This window comes from Rhizobium mesoamericanum STM3625, from assembly GCF_000312665.1.
GTDB classification, from domain to species: Bacteria; Pseudomonadota; Alphaproteobacteria; order Rhizobiales; family Rhizobiaceae; genus Rhizobium; species Rhizobium mesoamericanum.
This window is the reverse complement of the sequence record NZ_HF536773.1, coordinates 258409-274376: the sequence shown is the minus strand read 5'-3', so window position 1 is coordinate 274376 and position 15968 is coordinate 258409. Positions and strand designations below refer to the sequence as shown.

Below are 15968 nucleotides of genomic sequence, written 5' to 3'. Positions count from 1 at the left end.
GTTGGCTTAAGCGAAGCGACCGAGAGAAGCTGCATGCTTTGCCGAGAGCGCTCAGCAAACAACAGTTCAGCGTCAGTCGGAGCGTGGCAAGTGAAACAATTGATTTGGCTATCCCCACCATTCTTCAAGCTTATTTTGACCATGCGATTGCTAGCCGATTTCATGTGAACGCCCGCTTAGGTGCAACAATGTCAGGTTAGCCTCTAAAAAATCCGCGAGCTCTCGGACGGTTGGTTCTAGCTTTTTTGTCATTGCGATGAGCGCGAGTTCCGAAGAGGATTCCGGCGGAAAGCCATCCGAGCTGCCCAATACGTGGTGTTCGGGCAGCACTGCATCGATTGGGAGCAAGCTGAGGCCGAGGCCGGATGCGACAGCAGCTTGAACGCCCATCAGACCTTGACTGGAAAAGGCGATACGCCACGTTCTTCCGCTTCGTTCGACCGCCCGAATAACCCTCTCGCGATAGATGCAGCCTGCGGGGAAAACCGCAAGCGGAACCGGATCGCTGCCCGTAGCGAGCACCGGGTCGCCGACCCAAACCAGTCGTTCTTCCCACTTGGCGATGCAGGCGCCATCCCCCGGCTCACGTTTGACGAGGGCGAGGTCGATTTCTCCGGCGTGAAGAAGCCGGCGTAACTCGAAGCTCCACCCGCTGACTGTATCGAGCCTCGCGCCCGGAGACGTCCGAGAAAAGCCGGAGAGCAGATCGATCATGCGCTGACCGGCGAAATCCTCGGGAACGCCAAGTCGAACGGTCTTCGGTAAGGGCCCGGATCGGCCGAGTGCTTGGCTTGCTTCTGCTGAAACCGTCAATATCCGCCGGGCATAGCTCATTAGAACTTCGCCCTCCTCGGTGGTCCGAATGCTCCCAGTTGGGCGGTCGCGAATGAGCAGTGCGTGGCCGAGGTTGGTCTCGAGCTTTTTGATCTGCTGGCTGACGGTTGACTGGGTGAGATTTACTCGATCCGCCGCTCGTGTAAATCCGCCCGTTTCGACGACAGCGGCGAAGGTTCTCAGAAGATCAAGATCAAAGCCAAAGGTCATTCGATTTTCCAATGATCAACATACCGACATCTAATTTCCAAATAACGCCGGGGTATGTCAATCCTGTCGCGAGGTAACAGGAGGTGGCATGAAAAAGGCCGCGCCCTCTGGAGAGAACGGATCGCTGAGATGCAGGTGATGATGGAGGGCAGTCACACTTCCAGCCTTCCGGCTTACCTTATTGGGGTTTCACAGATCTCGCCAAGATCAAGACCGACAAGATCGAGGCGACGGTACTGGCGCATCTGCTGCGAGCCGACCTCGTCCCAGAGGCCTGGGCACCCAGCGTGCGGCTGCGCACGATGGTGAAGAACCGCATCGTCACCGTGTTTGATCGCTATCCGGAGCAGACGGCACAGCTGAAGAAACTCGGCGACCTGTTTGGCAAGGCCGGCCGCATCCAGCTGACGCAGGTCAACGTCTCGGAGATTGACCGCATACAGATCGATCGCGGCCTCGACTTCATCACCGACATCAATGGGCGCATCAAGCAGTCGGAGAAAACGATCCGGGCGATGACCAAGGCCAATGCCAACGTCAAGCTGTTGAAGACGATCCCCGGCATCGGCGAGTTCTTTGCAAGGCTGATCGATGCGGAGATCGACGACATCAGCCGCTTCCGCAACCTGAAGAAGCTAGGCGCCTATGCCGGGCTGGTCCCCTCGACCTATTCGAGCGGCGGCAAGACCTTCCACGGCAAGATCATCCGGCAAGGCAACAAGTGGCTGCGCTGGGCCTTTGTCGAGGCGGTGACACCTGCCATCACCAGCGATGCACAGCTTCGCGCCCAATACGAACACCTGAAAATCAGAGGTACCAACAAGGCGCGCGTGGCGATTGCGCGCAAGCTTTTGACGATCGCCTTCCAGATCCTGCGTGACCAGCGCGCTTACGAGCCGCGCGGCGAAAGCCCACTGGAAGGCGCGTCGGCGCTATCCCGGTTGTCCTGATGTTCGTCTAGCCTGCCCGGCAGGACTGGGCTGCGCTCTTACAGGAGAATGGGAAACCGGGAGCCGAACGTCACTCTGTGACCGAAGCCAACGCATCAGGTCACGAATTGGAGATTGGTTCACGAACCGAAGGACAACTCGGTCCTGCGGGCGGAAGAGATTTAGCCGATCGGCGCAAATGTCGGTCAAAACATAACCGAACCCAAGGAAAGCCGCCAAATGGAGGTGTTTTGCCCCTTGAGTTCTTTCATTGGAGTTTGAACATGACACTTTCAGGACCCCGGCCCGAATGGCTGACCTTCGATTGCTATGGCACCCTCATCCAGTGGGATGAAGGGCTGCTGGCGGCGATGGACAAGATCCTTGCCGGAAAGGGGCGTTCTATCGACCGCGACGCCTTTATTTCCGTATATGACCGGTACGAACATCGCTTGGAAGAAGAGCGTCCCCACCGGTCGTTCAAGGATGTGAGTGCCACAGCCCTCGCATCGGCGATGAGCGAATTCTCCCTCGACATATCGGCCGGCGACGCAGATATTCTGACATCGTCCATCAGCCGCATGCCGCCCTTTCCGGAGGTGGCCGCCACCCTGGCGAGGCTGAAAGCGGCCGGATTCAAGCTCGCCATTATCTCCAACACCGACGATGCGATCATCGCCGGAAACGTCGCCCAGCTCGATGGCTCGGTCGATCGGGTAATCACGGCGGAGCAGGCCGGTGCTTACAAGCCGACAAGGCAGATATTTCAGCACGCCTGGAAGGAGTTGGGTATCAAAAAGGATCAACTGGTCCACATCTGCGCCAGTCCGCATCTTGATCTTGCCGCAGCACGCGAGCTTGGCTTCAGAACGATCTGGGTCGACCGAGGAACCGGCCGGAAGCCGCTTGCCGATTATATGCCGAATGAATCGGTCAACCGTCTTGACGAGGTTTGCGGCTTGCTTTCCGCTGCCGGCTGGATGGAATAGGCGATCATTCTGACGGAGATATATTCATGGCGCATGAACTTAAACGTGAACTGGTCGCACCGACGATCCTGCGAAACGTCGATCTCGAAAGGGAAGAGATCTGGCAGGCGCGTGTGGATCTGGCTGCCTGTTTGCGGGCCGCGGCGCGATATGGCCTTGAGGAGGGGATCTGCAATCATTTTTCGGCACTCGTGCCAGGACATGACGATCTTTTCCTGGTCAATCGACTCGGCTGGGCCTTCGAGGAGGCCACGGCCTCAAGCCTTCTGATCTGCGATTTCGGCGGTAACGTGCTGTCCGGCGATGGTGAGCCCGAGGCAACAGCCTTTTTTATTCATGCACGTCTGCACAAGATGGCGCCGCGTATCGGTGCGGCGTTCCATACTCATATGCCGAATGCGACTGCGCTGTGCATGATCGAGGCTGAACCGTTGGTGTGGGCCGGGCAGACCGCGCTTAAGTTTTACGGTCGCACCGCGGTTGATGTGGACTATAACGGCCTGGCCCTGGATGAGGGAGAAGGGGATCGTCTGGCGAGTGTCCTGGGCGGCAAGGATATTCTCTTCATGAGAAACCATGGCGTCATGGTCTGCGCACCGAATATCGCCGAAGCCTGGGACGATCTTTATTATCTGGAACGGGCAGCGGAGGTGCAATTGAAGGCGATGAGCACGGGCAGGCCGCTTCTGCCGGTCGACCCCGACATCGCGGAAGCGACTGCGAAACAGATGCGTGCGGGTGATCCGGAAAGTGCACGGTTACATCTGGAAAGCGTCAAGCGCCGGCTCGACGTGAAGTCGCCCGATTACAGATCGTGAAATGTGGCAATAGGTCACTTTGCCTATTGCTGCGTCAGCGTCACTAGCACCCATGCGTCTCACGCATGGGTGCGATGAGCAATTGTCACTTTTTTAAAACGATTGAAAACTGTAATTTCCAATTATCGAATGACGCCGGGACCGGGAAGGTGCAGTGCGGCGTGCAGCATGGGAACTGCTGGGGATTGGTGTATCATCCAGGTGTCGAAGCAATGCACATCCTCCCGCATGGCTTCGTGATGCAGGCGGCCCTCCCGGGGGCGCGTGCGGATACGGCGATGCTCCTCCTCCAGTCGCTGTTCGGTTCTGTTGAAACGCCTGCCGCATCTCCTCGCGCGGCAGGCTTTCTTTTTATGGCGATCAGCCGTTCCGCGCCCTCGATGGCGACGGCGCCCTCATAAGTGTCCAGCTCGAAAGGCGGCAAGCCTGGCTGGCTCGATGCCTGGATTTCCGGGGGCGAGGATCTTCTCGATGAAACCCGTGCCGCCGTCTCAGGCGATCTGTTCGAGGGGATGGATTTCGATGTGGGCTATGGTTGCCGGCGACAGCTGCGCGTTGAAGACGCGGATGGCTTCGCCGGCCATGTGCCGTTCCCAGATCCGGCGAGAGGCCCATTCCTCGACAAAGACGTGGATGCCCTTCTGGTCGAGGTTGCGATGGAGGTGATAGGAAAGGCATCCTCCTTCGGCGCGTGTCGCGACGGACAGTTCCGCCGCGTGTTTCTCGAAGGCATCCTCCCTGCCGGATGTGATCATGACGCGTGCCACGACTTTGATGCTGGTGGTCATTTGTCTGTCCTGTCAGGCTGGCCTCGGTTTGGGATAGGAAGCAACGCCCAAGCTGCCAGATACTGGGTAATGAAGGGTGAGGCGCCGTTCCCGATCCGGGGGCGGCGCTTGCCAATCGTTGGGCCGGTTTATTTCAGGCGCTTGAGCAGCTCCGCGGCGACGGCCGCGGCGGAGCCAGGATTCTGGCCGGTGATCAGTTCACGGTCAGTCACCACGTTGGATGACCACGGCGCGTCATTGCTGACGAAATTGCCTCCTGCCGCCTGCAATGCAGTCTGCGGATAGAACTTCATCTCGCCCCCGTTCAACAGACCCTTGGCGATTTCTTCTTCCTGATTGCTGATGACGGTCATCTTGTAGCCCGCATAGATCCAGGCCTCGGCCTTAGCCGAACCGCTTGACTCCAGCTTCGTGGTGAAGGCCGCCGCATCGGGTAAGGTCGAGAGGAGCGCGATCGGGCCATGGCAGGCAAGGGCCGTGATCTTGCCCTTCACATGGAAGTTGGCGAGCAGTCTGCCCAGTTCTGGGCTGACGAGAAGATCCTGCATCGGGGCATGACCGCCCCGGCACATAGACCGCGTCGAAATGGTCGTAGCCGATCTGCTCGATGCGGGCGAGGCTGACGACCGGCGAGGCGCTGTCGGAGGTCAGTTTGAGCTTATCCAGCATAGCGATGCTTTCCTGCGCCGCAGCCTCGTCGCCGCCGAAATACATCTTGCCCACGGAGGATTTGTCCAGCGTCGGCGCCGTACCCTTCGGGGTTGCGAAGGTGACGAGGTGGCCGGCCTCGGTGAGCGCCTTTACCGGCTGCATCAACTCGTTGAGGTAGAAGCCGGTCTCGAAAACCTTGCCGTCCTTCAGATCGAGACGGTCGGAATCGGAAAGGACGACCAGAACATTGGCGGCCTGTGCGTTGAAGGCGCTCGTTCCAAGAGCCAGCGCGAGAGCGAGAGTGCGAATGGGTTTCATGTTTTTCTCCATGCGAAAGCCATTCTCTGCCAGCATGGCAGGGAAGGTCCATGACGTGTGGTTGGTGATGCGGGTTGATGCCGGTTACGCGGTCAGCAGGTCGCGGAGCGCCTCGCCGACGCCGGTCGCCGATTGCGGGTTCTGGCCGGTGACGAGCCTTCCGTCGACGACGACCTTGGCTGTCCAGTCGGCGGCCGGATGATGATGTGCGCCGCGGGCGGCAAGTGTGCTTGCGAGCAGGAAGGGCACGACCTTGTCGAGCTTGACGGCGCGCTCCTCGTCATCGGTGAAGGCGGCGACATTCTTGCCGGCGACAAGATGTGCTCCGTTGCTGAGCGTGATGTTGACCAGTGCGGCGGGGCCGTGACAGACGGCAGCGACGACACCGCCCGCCTCGTAGATATCGCCAGCGACGCTGTTTACGGCCGGGCTTGTCGGGAAGTCCCACATCGCGCCGTGGCCACCGGCGAAGAAGATGGCGGAGTAATCTCCCGGTTTCACGTCGGCGAGGCGCTGAGTTGTCCGGATCGCGTGCCGAAAGCCTTCGCTGTTCCAGTAGCGTGTGTTGATCGCATCGTTGAGGTCGAGACCGTCCACGGGCGGCTCGCCGCCGTCGATCGAGGCGAACTCAACGGGGATGCCAGCTTCATCGAGCATGGCGAGCGGATGGGTGACTTCGCCGAGGTAGAAGCCGGTGGGTTCGCCCGTTTCGCCTTTGAAGCCATGGCTGGTCAGGACGAAGAGAACCGGTTTGATGGGCTGCGGTGCGCTTGTCATGATTTGCTCCTGAAATCCGGGATGACGGTGGATCGATCGCATTCAATGACGTGAATATATTAAAGCCGAAAAGGCGGATAAATTGGCCGCTGGACAATTCATTTGTTCGCAAAAGGACAGAATGGCGACGGACAGCACGCCGCCGCGCCCACAACGGACAGCCCTCCTGTCCCGCTCGCCCGATGATCGACGATGCGGAACGGGCGAGTCAGGGTCCGACCGGACCGCCGCTGACAGTCCTTTGCCCCCTATGACAGCAGTTCAAGATCGTAGGCTAACGGCGTTAGGTACAACGCGCCGGGCGCAGGCGGGCACATTCCCAAAAAATCCAAGAGACAAGAAAGGAATGGAGCAATTCCCGCAGGCGCGCTTGGGGAAGAGAGCATGGGCGATCGCATTCGAAGCCCGGCCGATGGCTGCCCACTTCGGTCGGAAAGCCATATAATTATCATAGGCAAAAATTCTTGACCCAGCTATGCGCCATGCGCTTGGCAGATAGTTTTTGGGGTATTCCGTCTAAAATCGGTCATCGAAAGCGTGACGCTAATCCAAAAACCTGCCCTTTGGAAGCGGCTCTACAGAATGGGCGCCGACTTCCCTTCATCTGCGAGATGCTCTTTCAGGAAGTCCATGAACGCGCGGATGCGAGCTGCAAGATGTTCATGTCCAGCGAAAACAGCATGAATCTGCTCTATGTCCTCAGGGTTGTATTCTTCCAGCACTGGTATCAGCCTTCCAGCGTCGATGTCGGGCTGCACGTGGAATTGACCCACCCTGCCTAGGCCGCTGCCGGCAAGGCAGAGCCGGCGCATGATCATGCCGCTGTTGACGCTTGTATCGCCCGCGACAGGCAGGCGGTAGACATCCGGCGAGCCGGGGTTCCGGAATGGCCATTCGTTCAGGGCGCGGCGGAAGTTGAAGCTGAGGCAATTGTGGTGGGCGAGATCCTGCGGACTCGTCGGGATGCCTTTCGTCGCAAGATACGCCGGCGCCGCAACGATGACCCGCCGGCTTTCGAGAAGCTTGCGAGCCTTTAGAGACGAGTCGTCCATGGCCCCCGACCGGATGGCGATATCGGTACGCTCCTCGATCAGGCCGATGATGCCGTCCGTCAGCGAGACGTCGAGCTGCACTTCCGGATAGAGCGCCAGAAAATTTGGGATCAGTGGAACAAGGTATCGTTCTCCGAAGCCAACCGAGGCGTTGACGCGCAGCAGCCCGCGCGGAACCATCCTGCCGCCGCCGGCGACGATCTGCTCGGTTTCAGCAATCTCCGCCAGAATGCGCCGTGCCCTGGCGAGGTAGACTTCGCCTTCCGGCGTCAGCGTCATCATCCGGGTCGAACGGACCAGCAGGCGGGTGCCGAGCCGATCCTCGATGCGCGTCACGAGCTTGCTGACAGCCGACGGCGACATCTTCAGACGCCGCCCGGCGGCAGAAAAGCTCTGCAATTCTGCTGCCGTTACAAAGACTTCCATCTCGCCTGCACGATTGTCCATTGTGTCTGCCTATGAAACAAATTCACAGGTATTTATCCAATGCTCTCGATTATCATTCAAGCCCTCTCCGCTCATATTGCCCCCAATCCTTCAACCGACAGCGCCGCTGTCTCAGCAACCCTTGCCTGGACAGGGAGGGGAGAGGACCTTGTTATGCCCATAGCCATTTTTGCATTGACGATCGCGGCCTACGCGATCGGGACCACGGAATTCGTGATTGTCGGGCTCTTGCCGACCGTCGCAAACAATCTCCATATCAGCCTGCCGCTTGCTGGGCTGATCGTCAGCGTCTATGCGCTTGGCGTCACCTTCGGCGCGCCGATCCTCACCGCCTTGACCAGCAGGATCGAGCGCAAGCCGCTGCTCCTCGGCCTGATGGCACTGTTCATCGTCGGCAACACAGTTGCCGCGTTGTCGCCGAGCTATGAGCTGCTGCTCGTCGCCCGCGTGCTGGCCGCCTTCGCCCATGGCGTCTTCTTCTCCGTCGGCTCGACCATCGCCGCCGATCTCGTGCCTGAAAATCGCCGCGCTTCGGCGATTGCCATGATGTTCATGGGCCTGACGGTTGCCATCGTTACCGGCGTACCGCTCGGCACTTATATTGGCCAGATCCTCGGCTGGCGTGCGACTTTCTGGGCCGTTGCCGCGCTTGGCGTCATCGCCTTCGTCGCGATTGCAGCCCTCTTGCCGCACAATATAAAGAAAGCGCCGCCGGCAAGTCTTCTCGACCAGGTGCGGGTGCTCGGTTCCGGCCGCTTGCTGATCGTCTTTGGCATGACTGCGCTCGGCTACGGCGGCACCTTCGTCACCTTCACGTTCCTGGCGCCGATCCTGCAGGAAATCACCGGCTTCTCCGAACAGAGCGTCAGCCTGATCCTCGTGCTCTATGGTATAGCCATTGCGATCGGCAACATTGCCGGGGGAAAGATCGCCAACCACAACCCGGTCAAGGCGCTGATTGGCCTGTTCATCCTGCAAGCCATCGTGCTCGTTATGCTTACCTTCACCGCGGTTTCCCCGGTCCTGGCCATCGTCACCCTTGCGGCGCTCGGCTTCCTCCAGTTCGGCAATGTGCCCGGCCTGCAGCTCTATGTCGTGAAGCTGGCCAAGGAACACCGTCCCGGCGCCGTCGATGTCGCCTCGGCGCTCAACATCGCCGCCTTCAATCTCGGCATTGCCATCGGCGCATGGCTCGGCGGCCTTGTGGTCGAATCCCCGCTCGGTCTCGGCGCGACCCCCTGGGTCGGTGCGATCCTCGTCGTCGTCGCCCTGCTTCTGACCATTTGGAGCGGCGCTCTCGACCGCCGCACGGCGGCCCCGGTCCTGAAGGCGGCTTGAGCCTTCCGGTTGCCCGGCGCGAACCGCGCCGGGCCAGCTTTCGATCCTCACCTCGGAGAATTCTCATGTCTACGTTCAAAGCCGGCCAGTTCTGTGCACTCGACCGCATCCGCAAACCGGAAGGCGGCCTGACGCTTGGCATCGAGCTTCCCCTCGACAACGACTGGTCGCCTGGACGGGAAGAACAGCGCGTCAGGGAGAAACGCCCCTTCGGCGTTCCCGATCTCGCGCGTTATCCCGATCTCGTTCGCCAGGTCGATCGTTCGGGTTTCGCCGCCGTCTGGATGCGCGACGTGCCGGTATTCGATCCCAAGAATTTCGGCGACGCCGGGTCCGTCTACGACCCCTTCGTCAATCTCGGCTTCCTCGCAGGCATCACCGAAAACGTCGCCTTGGGCACGGCGGCGATCGTCCTGCCGCTGCGTCACCCGATGATGGTCGCCAAGGCGGCCGCCTCCGTCGATCAGCTTTCCGGGGGGCGCCTGATCCTCGGCGTCGCTTCCGGCGACCGGCCCGTGGAATATCCGCTGCTCGGCCTTAATTTCGAGAACCGCGGCGAAGCCTTCCGTCGCGCTGTCTCCTATCTGCGCGATGCCTGGAAGACCGGCGGCCTTCCGATCGGCGACGGCCGGATCGAACCGAGCCTCGATCTGCTGCCCAAACCCCGGCAAACCCACATCCCGATGATCATCGCCGGGCAGGGCCGCCAGTCTGCGGACTGGATCACGGCGAACATGCAGGGCCGGTTCGTTTATCCGAACGGGCTGGAGCAGCTCGCCGCCCAGGCGAGCGACTGGAACTCTGCTTGCAAGTTCCTCGGCCTGCCGCGCGGTGTATTCGTAAGCGCTTTCCATCTCGATCTCGCCGACGATCCAGCCGAACCAGCGACGGCGCGCCGCTTTGGCGCGCGCATCGGGCGCAACGGCTTCATCGATCATCTGCAAGCTGTAGAAGACGCCGGCGTTGATCATCTGGCGCTTCTTCTGCGGCCGTCGCGACGGCCCCTCAACGAGGTGATCGATGAACTGGCGCGCGACGTCCTGCCTGCTCTCAAGTCCCAATCCTCCCCGGCGAAGAGCGCTGCGGAATAACCAAAGGAGTGAACTATGCATAATGTGACCGCCAATGGAGCCACCATTCCGGCCCTCGGGTTCGGCACCTTCCGCATGCCTGGCGCGGACGTGCTCAGGATTCTGCCGCATGCGCTGAAGGTCGGCTTCCGCCACGTCGATACCGCCCAGATCTACGGCAACGAGGCCGAGGTCGGCCAAGCGATCGCAGGCTCGGGCGTCGCGCGCAGTGATATCTTCCTGACCACCAAGGTCTGGGTGGAGAACTACAGGCACGACGCCTTTCTCGCGTCCGTCGACGAAAGCCTGAAGAAGCTGAAGACTGACTATGTTGACCTGCTTCTGCTGCACTGGCCGAACGAGGCAGTGTCGCTCCCCGAACAGATCGGCGCCCTGAACGCCGTAAAAGAGGCCGGCAAGGTTCGCAATATCGGCGTTTCCAACTTCAACACGGCGCTGATGGTCGAGTCGGTCAAGCTCTCCAAGGCGCCGCTCGTCACCAACCAGATCGAGTACCACCCCTATCTGAACCAGGACGTGGTGATCGCGGCTGCCAAGAAGGCCGGCATGGCCGTCACCGGTTATTATGGCATGGCCGACGGCAAGGTCTTTACCAACCCCGTCCTGAAGGACATCGGCGCCACCCATGGCAAGTCGGTGGCGCAAGTCGTTCTGCGCTGGCTGGTTCAGCAGGAGGGCGTTATCGCACTGTCGAAGACGGTTGGCGAGGCGCGTGCCGCCGAGAACTTCGCGATCTTCGACTTCGCGCTTTCCGCCGAGGAAATGGGCGCAATCCAAGGCCTTGCAAAGGCCGATGGTCGCATCGTCTCCCCCGACGGCCTCGCACCCGCCTGGGACAAGGTTGCCTGAGAAACGAAGAAGGGGAGGGGCGTTGTGCTCCTCCCGTTCATTTCCACCCTGACCCACTCTTTGTACTTCGCAGATTGGACTCCGCAATGAGTACACAAACAACCACTCGCTTCCCCTTCGCCGGAAGCACCTTCGAGGTCGATTACGGAGATCTCGTCGCAACCAACGCCTATTCCACCGACGAGAACAGTCTGATCTACGAAATCACTGGCGGTTCGCTCAAGGGCGCCACCGCGACAGTCGCCTTCGAATGGAAGGAGCTCGATGGCGGCAACTTCGTTATCTCCTGGCAGGAGGCCGATGGCTCGACCGTCGTTCATGTCGACAATTTCGAGAAGGGCTTTTCGCTAAGCTTCTTTACGACCCCGAAATCGGATTTCTACCGGCTTTCCGGGACGTTGCGTGCATTTGCCGACCTAAAGTGAATTCCAGTCGGTCATCGGCCCACTAAATTTTCTGATTTGCGAACCCTCCTCGAGACTGCACGCATCAAGCATTTGGTATGCCTTTTGTTTGAGGGCCTTCATAACAGCGCTCGTCGGGACAGCGAGGGCCAGAACACTTTATTTCGCAAGGGGCCAAAATGGGGCGGCGGTTTGATCATTTGGGCGACGTGGAGGCATTTGTCACCGTTGCTGAAAAAGGCTCGATGACCGAAGGGGCGGTTGTGCTTTCTACGACGCCCTCGGTTCTCAGCAGGGCGATTACGCGGCTTGAAACCCGCCTTGGCGCGCAACTAATGCGCCGGACCACCCGACGTTTAAGCCTGACGGATGAAGGCCGTGCTTACCTCGAACAGGCCCGTGCCGCATTTTCGATGATCGACGATGCGGAACGAGCGATTCAGGCGTCGACTGGCGCGTCGCTGACTGGTCATGTCCGTATCAGCGTGCCAACGACCTACGGTCATTACCGGCTGCCCGCGATGCTGGACCGCTTCACGCATGACTACCCGGAAGTCCACATCGAATTGAGCATCACCAACCGCAATGTCGATCTGGTGGCGGAGGGTTACGATCTGGCAATCCGCCTCGGTCCCTTGCCCGATAGTGGGCTGGTGGCGCGCAAGCTGGAGGACGCGCCTTTGCGTTTGGTTGCTTCTCCCCATTATCTCGAACGGGCTGGCATCCCGGGGCATGTGGAAGAGCTGGCGAAACATCAGTGCCTGCCGTTCGTAATGCCGAGCACAGGGCGTTGCGCACCATGGCTGTTTCACGTCGAAGGCCGCGACGTGGACTGGACGCCGCCCGGCCGCATCCGGGTATTCGACGACGTACTGGGCGTGGTGTCCCTGGCAGAAAACGGTATGGGCATCTGCCAGACCTACGATTTCATCGTGCGGGACCGTATCGAACAGGGGCGTCTTGTCGATGTACTGGAGCTCGCACGGGGCCGTTCCCGGCCTTTCTCGTTGATTTTCGCGCCACACCGCCGTCTCTCGACAGCGACACGGACGCTCATCGATTTTCTGGCCAGAGACGGTTAGACGGCTGTCGCCTCCGCAACGCTCTTTAGTGCAGGGGCGATCACCCATGCATAGCAGCCGATGGGCATCGGTTCTGTCCACCAAAAGTCATGGTGGGCGACGCGTCTAACCTTGGCTTGTGAAGGACAAATGACTTCCTCTGAGCCCGATTGATCGCCTTCAGGGCTCGCGATGGTGATCGTCCGTTTGGCGTGTCATAACCCAGGTCTGCTGTAATGATGATGATCGGTTCGCCATGAGCAGAAGCTGGAGCCGGCGGTCGCGACCCGCTTCATCATTATCAATGAGTTTCTCACCTTATACCGCCATCAGTGATGTTCGCGTATGTTGATGTTGCAGAATTCGATGATGCCTTGAAAAGCTCCCGCTTCGAGAGAGTTTTGGCCATAAGAACAAATGGGCGTCGGCTTGCACGGGGAATTAACTCGGCCTTTCGCTTAGAAGTGCCCCGCCTGGATTGTGGAATGAGGAAGTGCTCACGCGGGATTGGGAACTGCCTCGAAGAAGCGCCACGAACCGGCCTATCAATCTGCTGGCAAAAGTCAGTACTGATTTGATCTGAAAATTCGCAATACAAACACTTGAGCCAGGGACAATTTTGATGCGAGCTCTCCACAATGAAAATCATCTGATTGAGCGCATCGGTTGGCTTCGAGCTGCGGTGCTTGGCGCCAATGACGGCTTAATATCAACATCCAGCCTGATCGTGGGCGTAGGCGCCGCGACGACGGCGCAACATGAAATCCTCGTTGCCGGCATCGCAGGGCTCGTGGCCGGTGCAATGTCGATGGCGGCGGGCGAATATGTATCGGTGAGTTCCCAGGCCGACACGGAACAAGCCGACTTAGCACGCGAACGCCGTGAATTGGCCACGCAACCCGACGCCGAACTGGCGGAACTTACCGCAATCTATGAACAGCGCGGCGTCAAGCCTGATCTGGCGCGGCAGGTCGCTGAGCAGATGACGGCGAAGGACGCTTTCGCAGCCCATGCGCGTGACGAGCTCGGGCTTGCGAGCCATGTGATGGCGAGGCCGATTCAGGCGGCTCTTACGTCCGCGGCGACCTTCTCGTCCGGCGCTGCGCTGCCTTTGATCGTTGCGCTGCTTTCGCCGGCGGGCATGGTCGTCTGGAGCGTATCGGTTGCGTGCCTGATCGGGCTCGCGGTCCTCGGCGCCGTCGGCGCGCGCGCCGGTGGTGCGAACCTGTTTAAGCCAACGCTCCGGGTCGTGTTCTGGGGTGCAGTCGCCATGGCCTCGACCGCGCTCATCGGTTCTCTCGTGGGCAAGGCAATTTAGCTGGTCGTCACCGATCAACGACACCAAGCAAGCGGGAGACCTTTGTGTCAACAGAAGCTACACAAATATCACCTCCCTCTGAAGGAACGAAACAGAGGTGCGAGCTTTGATCCAGTCAGAAGCGGCATAATGCGGCGGCGCGTCTCTCCCATTGGACTGCCCGCCGTTCTGATCGCCAGCGAGCGAACGGGTTTGTCGATGCGGCGTCAGAACGTCACTTTCTGGGCGGCCTTTCAGCCGTCCCGCAAAGCGCTGTCTTCGGGTCAACCGGGCGCCTTAAGCTTGTCGTTGAATGCTGTTTGTTTAACGACGCAAGTTGGGCTGGACGAACACCTGAACATGCGACGGATGGCCGTCCACTAGACTTCCAGGCACCACCAAAACTATCACGGCCATCGCGGCTCCTATGGCCGTCAGTGGAAAGGCCGTCGAAAACTCGTCTCGAATAGGGACACCATTATCACCCCGGCATGGAGTTGCAGAAGGGTCGTTAAAAAGCCGTCTCTTTGTTTCGTTCTATGGTCCTAGGCCTTGTCTGCTATTCACTGCCGTATCGCCGTATCCAAGGTAATAGGCGACCGCCAATGCCACGGCGGTTGTGAGGAGATATAGCACGTCAAGCCAGTGGACGCCTTGAAACATGATCTGCCAGCTCCAGCGCTTTGACCTGCTGGCATCTTTCGCTTTCTCGCTCATCTTGCGTTATCAAATATGTTTGGCTGGAGTTTTTTTGGGTGCATACCCAAATGGTTCATCCGGTCCGTCAATCGCGCGGTGAACTCCATATCCAAAATAGAGAGCACTAAAGGCTAAGACGATAACGACGAAAAAAGCTGCTACGCCTTGAGCGCAGTCACTATTCAAAAGGCCGCTCATTCAATAACCCCACTGATTTGCTCCCATTAGTTGGATAATCATCAGGAGGAGACAATGGAACGTGAGACGTTTCTTCTGGCGTGTTTTGCAACGTAGAAGATTATACTGTGTGCCTTGTGGGTCACATTGGAGGCGTCAAGTAACCAAGCAGTCACCCGATCGATTTTGAGGCTGAGGTACTCTGGGAAAAAATGGGGGGAATGGATCGCTCCCGTGCGGTGGGAGGCCTCTATAGGTCAAGTGAGCGCGACGGCTATGGAGGTTGGGCCATCGCATCGCGCCAACTCGTCGCATTGCAGTCGAGCAGGCAGTCCACCACGGCTAGAAATTGGCTTACACGATCGCCGCCTCAAGGATATATCACTTAACTTTGTACTTTGGTCAGTTTTTGACCTAGGGCATTTCGGCTTCCCACCACAAGAAGTCAGACAATGGCCAGACGCAGATAGGCGGATCCCCCGAAAACAATTTCGACTTCCCCAGGCGTGATGAGTTCGATCGCGCCGCAGAGCGTGCCCGTTGTGATGAGGGCACCAGCCTTGAGCGATGTGTTCGGTCGCATTCCGTCATTGGCATAGTCCAGGAGCCACGTCAGCACATCTCCCTTGGGATGCTGGGCGGGTGCATCGTAGATTTGCTGACCGTTGAACGTGACCTTGAGCGGCGTACCGCTTGCCGTATCGATGACAGGCTTTTCCAGGCGGGGACCGAGTACGTACCCGCTGTTTCCAAGACGATCGGCCAGAAACAGCAGGAACGAGATCTTGCCACTCTCCTCGACTGCGCTCGCCAGAAGTTCAGCGCCGAGATGAACGGCGTCGACCGCATCGACGATGTCGGCGCGGCTATAATTGCCCTCTCGACGAAAGGGGAGGTCCCGGCCGAGGCGCACGGCGATCTCCGCCTCGAGCCTAATGCCCCTCTGCCAAGGAATCCGGGCTCCAGAATCGGCCTGCACATAAGGATGCAGCGGCGCAGTTACGGCCTGCCCATCGGGCGAGACGGTTACCTTCCAGGCGTTGCTTTCAATTGCCTCATCTGCGGCAAGAAAATTCTGCGCGTCCATCGCATGCCGGAGATCAACAGGCAGGGAAAACTCCGCCGTCGGCGCCTGGTTTTGTGCACGATGCAGGCTGTGTAGTTTTGCTGCAAGTGCGCGTGGATCAAAAGGTGCGGCGGCTGAAACTGCCATGAGGTCTCCTCCGTTTTGGTTCGAGT

Annotated in this window: 14 protein-coding genes and 2 pseudogenes; 10 read left to right on the top strand and 6 right to left on the bottom strand. The window is 59.3% G+C overall.

Annotated elements, in window-relative coordinates:
• Positions 1 to 150: 150 nt before the first annotated feature.
• Entirely contained in the window at positions 151 to 1044 is an 894-nt protein-coding gene (locus tag BN77_RS21650) for a LysR family transcriptional regulator (protein WP_007535994.1), read from the bottom strand.
• Positions 1045 to 1244: 200 nt separating this feature from the next.
• Here BN77_RS21650 and BN77_RS32400 point away from each other — a divergent pair.
• The 4 genes and pseudogenes from BN77_RS32400 to BN77_RS33655 all read left to right on the top strand — a co-directional run.
• A pseudogene (locus BN77_RS32400) lies at positions 1245 to 1994 on the top strand (IS110 family transposase); the annotation flags it as partial.
• Between the two features lie 263 nt (positions 1995 to 2257).
• The gene (locus BN77_RS21640; RefSeq protein WP_007535989.1) at positions 2258 to 2962 is read left to right on the top strand and encodes a haloacid dehalogenase type II; all 705 of its coding nucleotides are present in this window, start codon (positions 2258 to 2260) and stop codon (positions 2960 to 2962) included.
• 26 nt (positions 2963 to 2988) lie between these two features.
• A complete protein-coding gene (locus BN77_RS21635) occupies positions 2989 to 3780 on the top strand; it encodes an aldolase (protein ID WP_007535987.1) in 792 nt (263 codons plus the stop codon).
• Positions 3781 to 3845: 65 nt separating this feature from the next.
• The gene (locus tag BN77_RS33655) at positions 3846 to 4181 is read left to right on the top strand and encodes a hypothetical protein (protein WP_157224495.1); all 336 of its coding nucleotides are present in this window, start codon (positions 3846 to 3848) and stop codon (positions 4179 to 4181) included.
• 90 nt (positions 4182 to 4271) lie between these two features.
• On the opposite strand, the gene BN77_RS21625 is transcribed toward BN77_RS33655, so the two are convergent.
• The 4 genes and pseudogenes from BN77_RS21625 to BN77_RS21610 all read right to left on the bottom strand — a co-directional run bounded on the left by BN77_RS21625 (position 4272) and on the right by BN77_RS21610 (position 7813).
• On the bottom strand, positions 4272 to 4568 hold the full coding sequence (locus BN77_RS21625) for a putative quinol monooxygenase (RefSeq protein ID WP_007535985.1): 297 nt from the start codon (positions 4566 to 4568) through the stop codon (positions 4272 to 4274).
• A gap of 128 nt (positions 4569 to 4696) precedes the next feature.
• Positions 4697 to 5537: pseudogene (locus BN77_RS21620) on the bottom strand (type 1 glutamine amidotransferase domain-containing protein).
• Between the two features lie 84 nt (positions 5538 to 5621).
• Positions 5622 to 6314, bottom strand: a complete 693-nt coding sequence (locus BN77_RS21615) for a type 1 glutamine amidotransferase domain-containing protein (RefSeq protein WP_007535982.1) — start codon at positions 6312 to 6314, stop codon at positions 5622 to 5624.
• Positions 6315 to 6889: 575 nt separating this feature from the next.
• Positions 6890 to 7813 carry a LysR family transcriptional regulator gene (locus BN77_RS21610; RefSeq protein ID WP_007535980.1) on the bottom strand — a complete coding sequence of 308 codons (924 nt, stop codon included), beginning with the start codon at positions 7811 to 7813 and terminating at the stop codon, positions 6890 to 6892.
• 153 nt (positions 7814 to 7966) lie between these two features.
• Here BN77_RS21610 and BN77_RS21605 point away from each other — a divergent pair, with 153 nt between their 5' ends.
• The 6 genes from BN77_RS21605 (at position 7967) to BN77_RS21580 (ending at position 13874) form a co-directional block, all read left to right on the top strand.
• The gene (locus BN77_RS21605; protein ID WP_007535978.1) at positions 7967 to 9151 is read left to right on the top strand and encodes an MFS transporter; all 1185 of its coding nucleotides are present in this window, start codon (positions 7967 to 7969) and stop codon (positions 9149 to 9151) included.
• Positions 9152 to 9216: 65 nt separating this feature from the next.
• A complete protein-coding gene (locus BN77_RS21600) occupies positions 9217 to 10242 on the top strand; it encodes an LLM class oxidoreductase (protein WP_007535976.1) in 1026 nt (341 codons plus the stop codon).
• A 15-nt stretch (positions 10243 to 10257) separates the two neighbouring features.
• A complete protein-coding gene (locus BN77_RS21595) occupies positions 10258 to 11091 on the top strand; it encodes an aldo/keto reductase (RefSeq protein ID WP_007535975.1) in 834 nt (277 codons plus the stop codon).
• 86 nt (positions 11092 to 11177) lie between these two features.
• Positions 11178 to 11516 (top strand): MoaF-related domain-containing protein, encoded by a 339-nt coding sequence (locus BN77_RS21590; RefSeq protein WP_007535973.1) that lies wholly within the window; start codon positions 11178 to 11180, stop codon positions 11514 to 11516.
• A 158-nt stretch (positions 11517 to 11674) separates the two neighbouring features.
• Positions 11675 to 12577 (top strand): LysR family transcriptional regulator, encoded by a 903-nt coding sequence (locus tag BN77_RS21585; RefSeq protein WP_007535967.1) that lies wholly within the window; start codon positions 11675 to 11677, stop codon positions 12575 to 12577.
• Positions 12578 to 13178: 601 nt separating this feature from the next.
• On the top strand, positions 13179 to 13874 hold the full coding sequence (locus tag BN77_RS21580) for a VIT1/CCC1 transporter family protein (RefSeq protein WP_007535966.1): 696 nt from the start codon (positions 13179 to 13181) through the stop codon (positions 13872 to 13874).
• A 1300-nt stretch (positions 13875 to 15174) separates the two neighbouring features.
• Here BN77_RS21580 and BN77_RS21570 read toward each other — a convergent pair.
• Positions 15175 to 15942, bottom strand: a complete 768-nt coding sequence (locus tag BN77_RS21570) for a fumarylacetoacetate hydrolase family protein (RefSeq protein WP_007535963.1) — start codon at positions 15940 to 15942, stop codon at positions 15175 to 15177.
• Positions 15943 to 15968 lie beyond the last annotated feature (26 nt).

Excerpts from the sequence above, each read along its gene's own strand:
- BN77_RS21570 (WP_007535963.1), bottom strand. The coding sequence starts at position 15,942 with ATGGCAGTTTCAGCCGCCGCACCTTTTGATCCACGCGCACTTGCAGCA.
- BN77_RS21610 (WP_007535980.1), bottom strand. The coding sequence starts at position 7,813 with ATGGACAATCGTGCAGGCGAGATGGAAGTCTTTGTAACGGCAGCAGAA.
- BN77_RS33655 (WP_157224495.1), top strand. The coding sequence starts at position 3,846 with ATGGGTGCGATGAGCAATTGTCACTTTTTTAAAACGATTGAAAACTGT.
- BN77_RS21625 (WP_007535985.1), bottom strand. The coding sequence starts at position 4,568 with ATGACCACCAGCATCAAAGTCGTGGCACGCGTCATGATCACATCCGGC.
- BN77_RS21590 (WP_007535973.1), top strand. The coding sequence starts at position 11,178 with ATGAGTACACAAACAACCACTCGCTTCCCCTTCGCCGGAAGCACCTTC.
- BN77_RS21600 (WP_007535976.1), top strand. The coding sequence starts at position 9,217 with ATGTCTACGTTCAAAGCCGGCCAGTTCTGTGCACTCGACCGCATCCGC.
- BN77_RS21640 (WP_007535989.1), top strand. The coding sequence starts at position 2,258 with ATGACACTTTCAGGACCCCGGCCCGAATGGCTGACCTTCGATTGCTAT.
- BN77_RS21635 (WP_007535987.1), top strand. The coding sequence starts at position 2,989 with ATGGCGCATGAACTTAAACGTGAACTGGTCGCACCGACGATCCTGCGA.
- BN77_RS21650 (WP_007535994.1), bottom strand. The coding sequence starts at position 1,044 with ATGACCTTTGGCTTTGATCTTGATCTTCTGAGAACCTTCGCCGCTGTC.
- BN77_RS21615 (WP_007535982.1), bottom strand. The coding sequence starts at position 6,314 with ATGACAAGCGCACCGCAGCCCATCAAACCGGTTCTCTTCGTCCTGACC.
- BN77_RS21595 (WP_007535975.1), top strand. The coding sequence starts at position 10,258 with ATGCATAATGTGACCGCCAATGGAGCCACCATTCCGGCCCTCGGGTTC.
- BN77_RS21585 (WP_007535967.1), top strand. The coding sequence starts at position 11,675 with ATGGGGCGGCGGTTTGATCATTTGGGCGACGTGGAGGCATTTGTCACC.
- BN77_RS21580 (WP_007535966.1), top strand. The coding sequence starts at position 13,179 with ATGCGAGCTCTCCACAATGAAAATCATCTGATTGAGCGCATCGGTTGG.
- BN77_RS21605 (WP_007535978.1), top strand. The coding sequence starts at position 7,967 with ATGCCCATAGCCATTTTTGCATTGACGATCGCGGCCTACGCGATCGGG.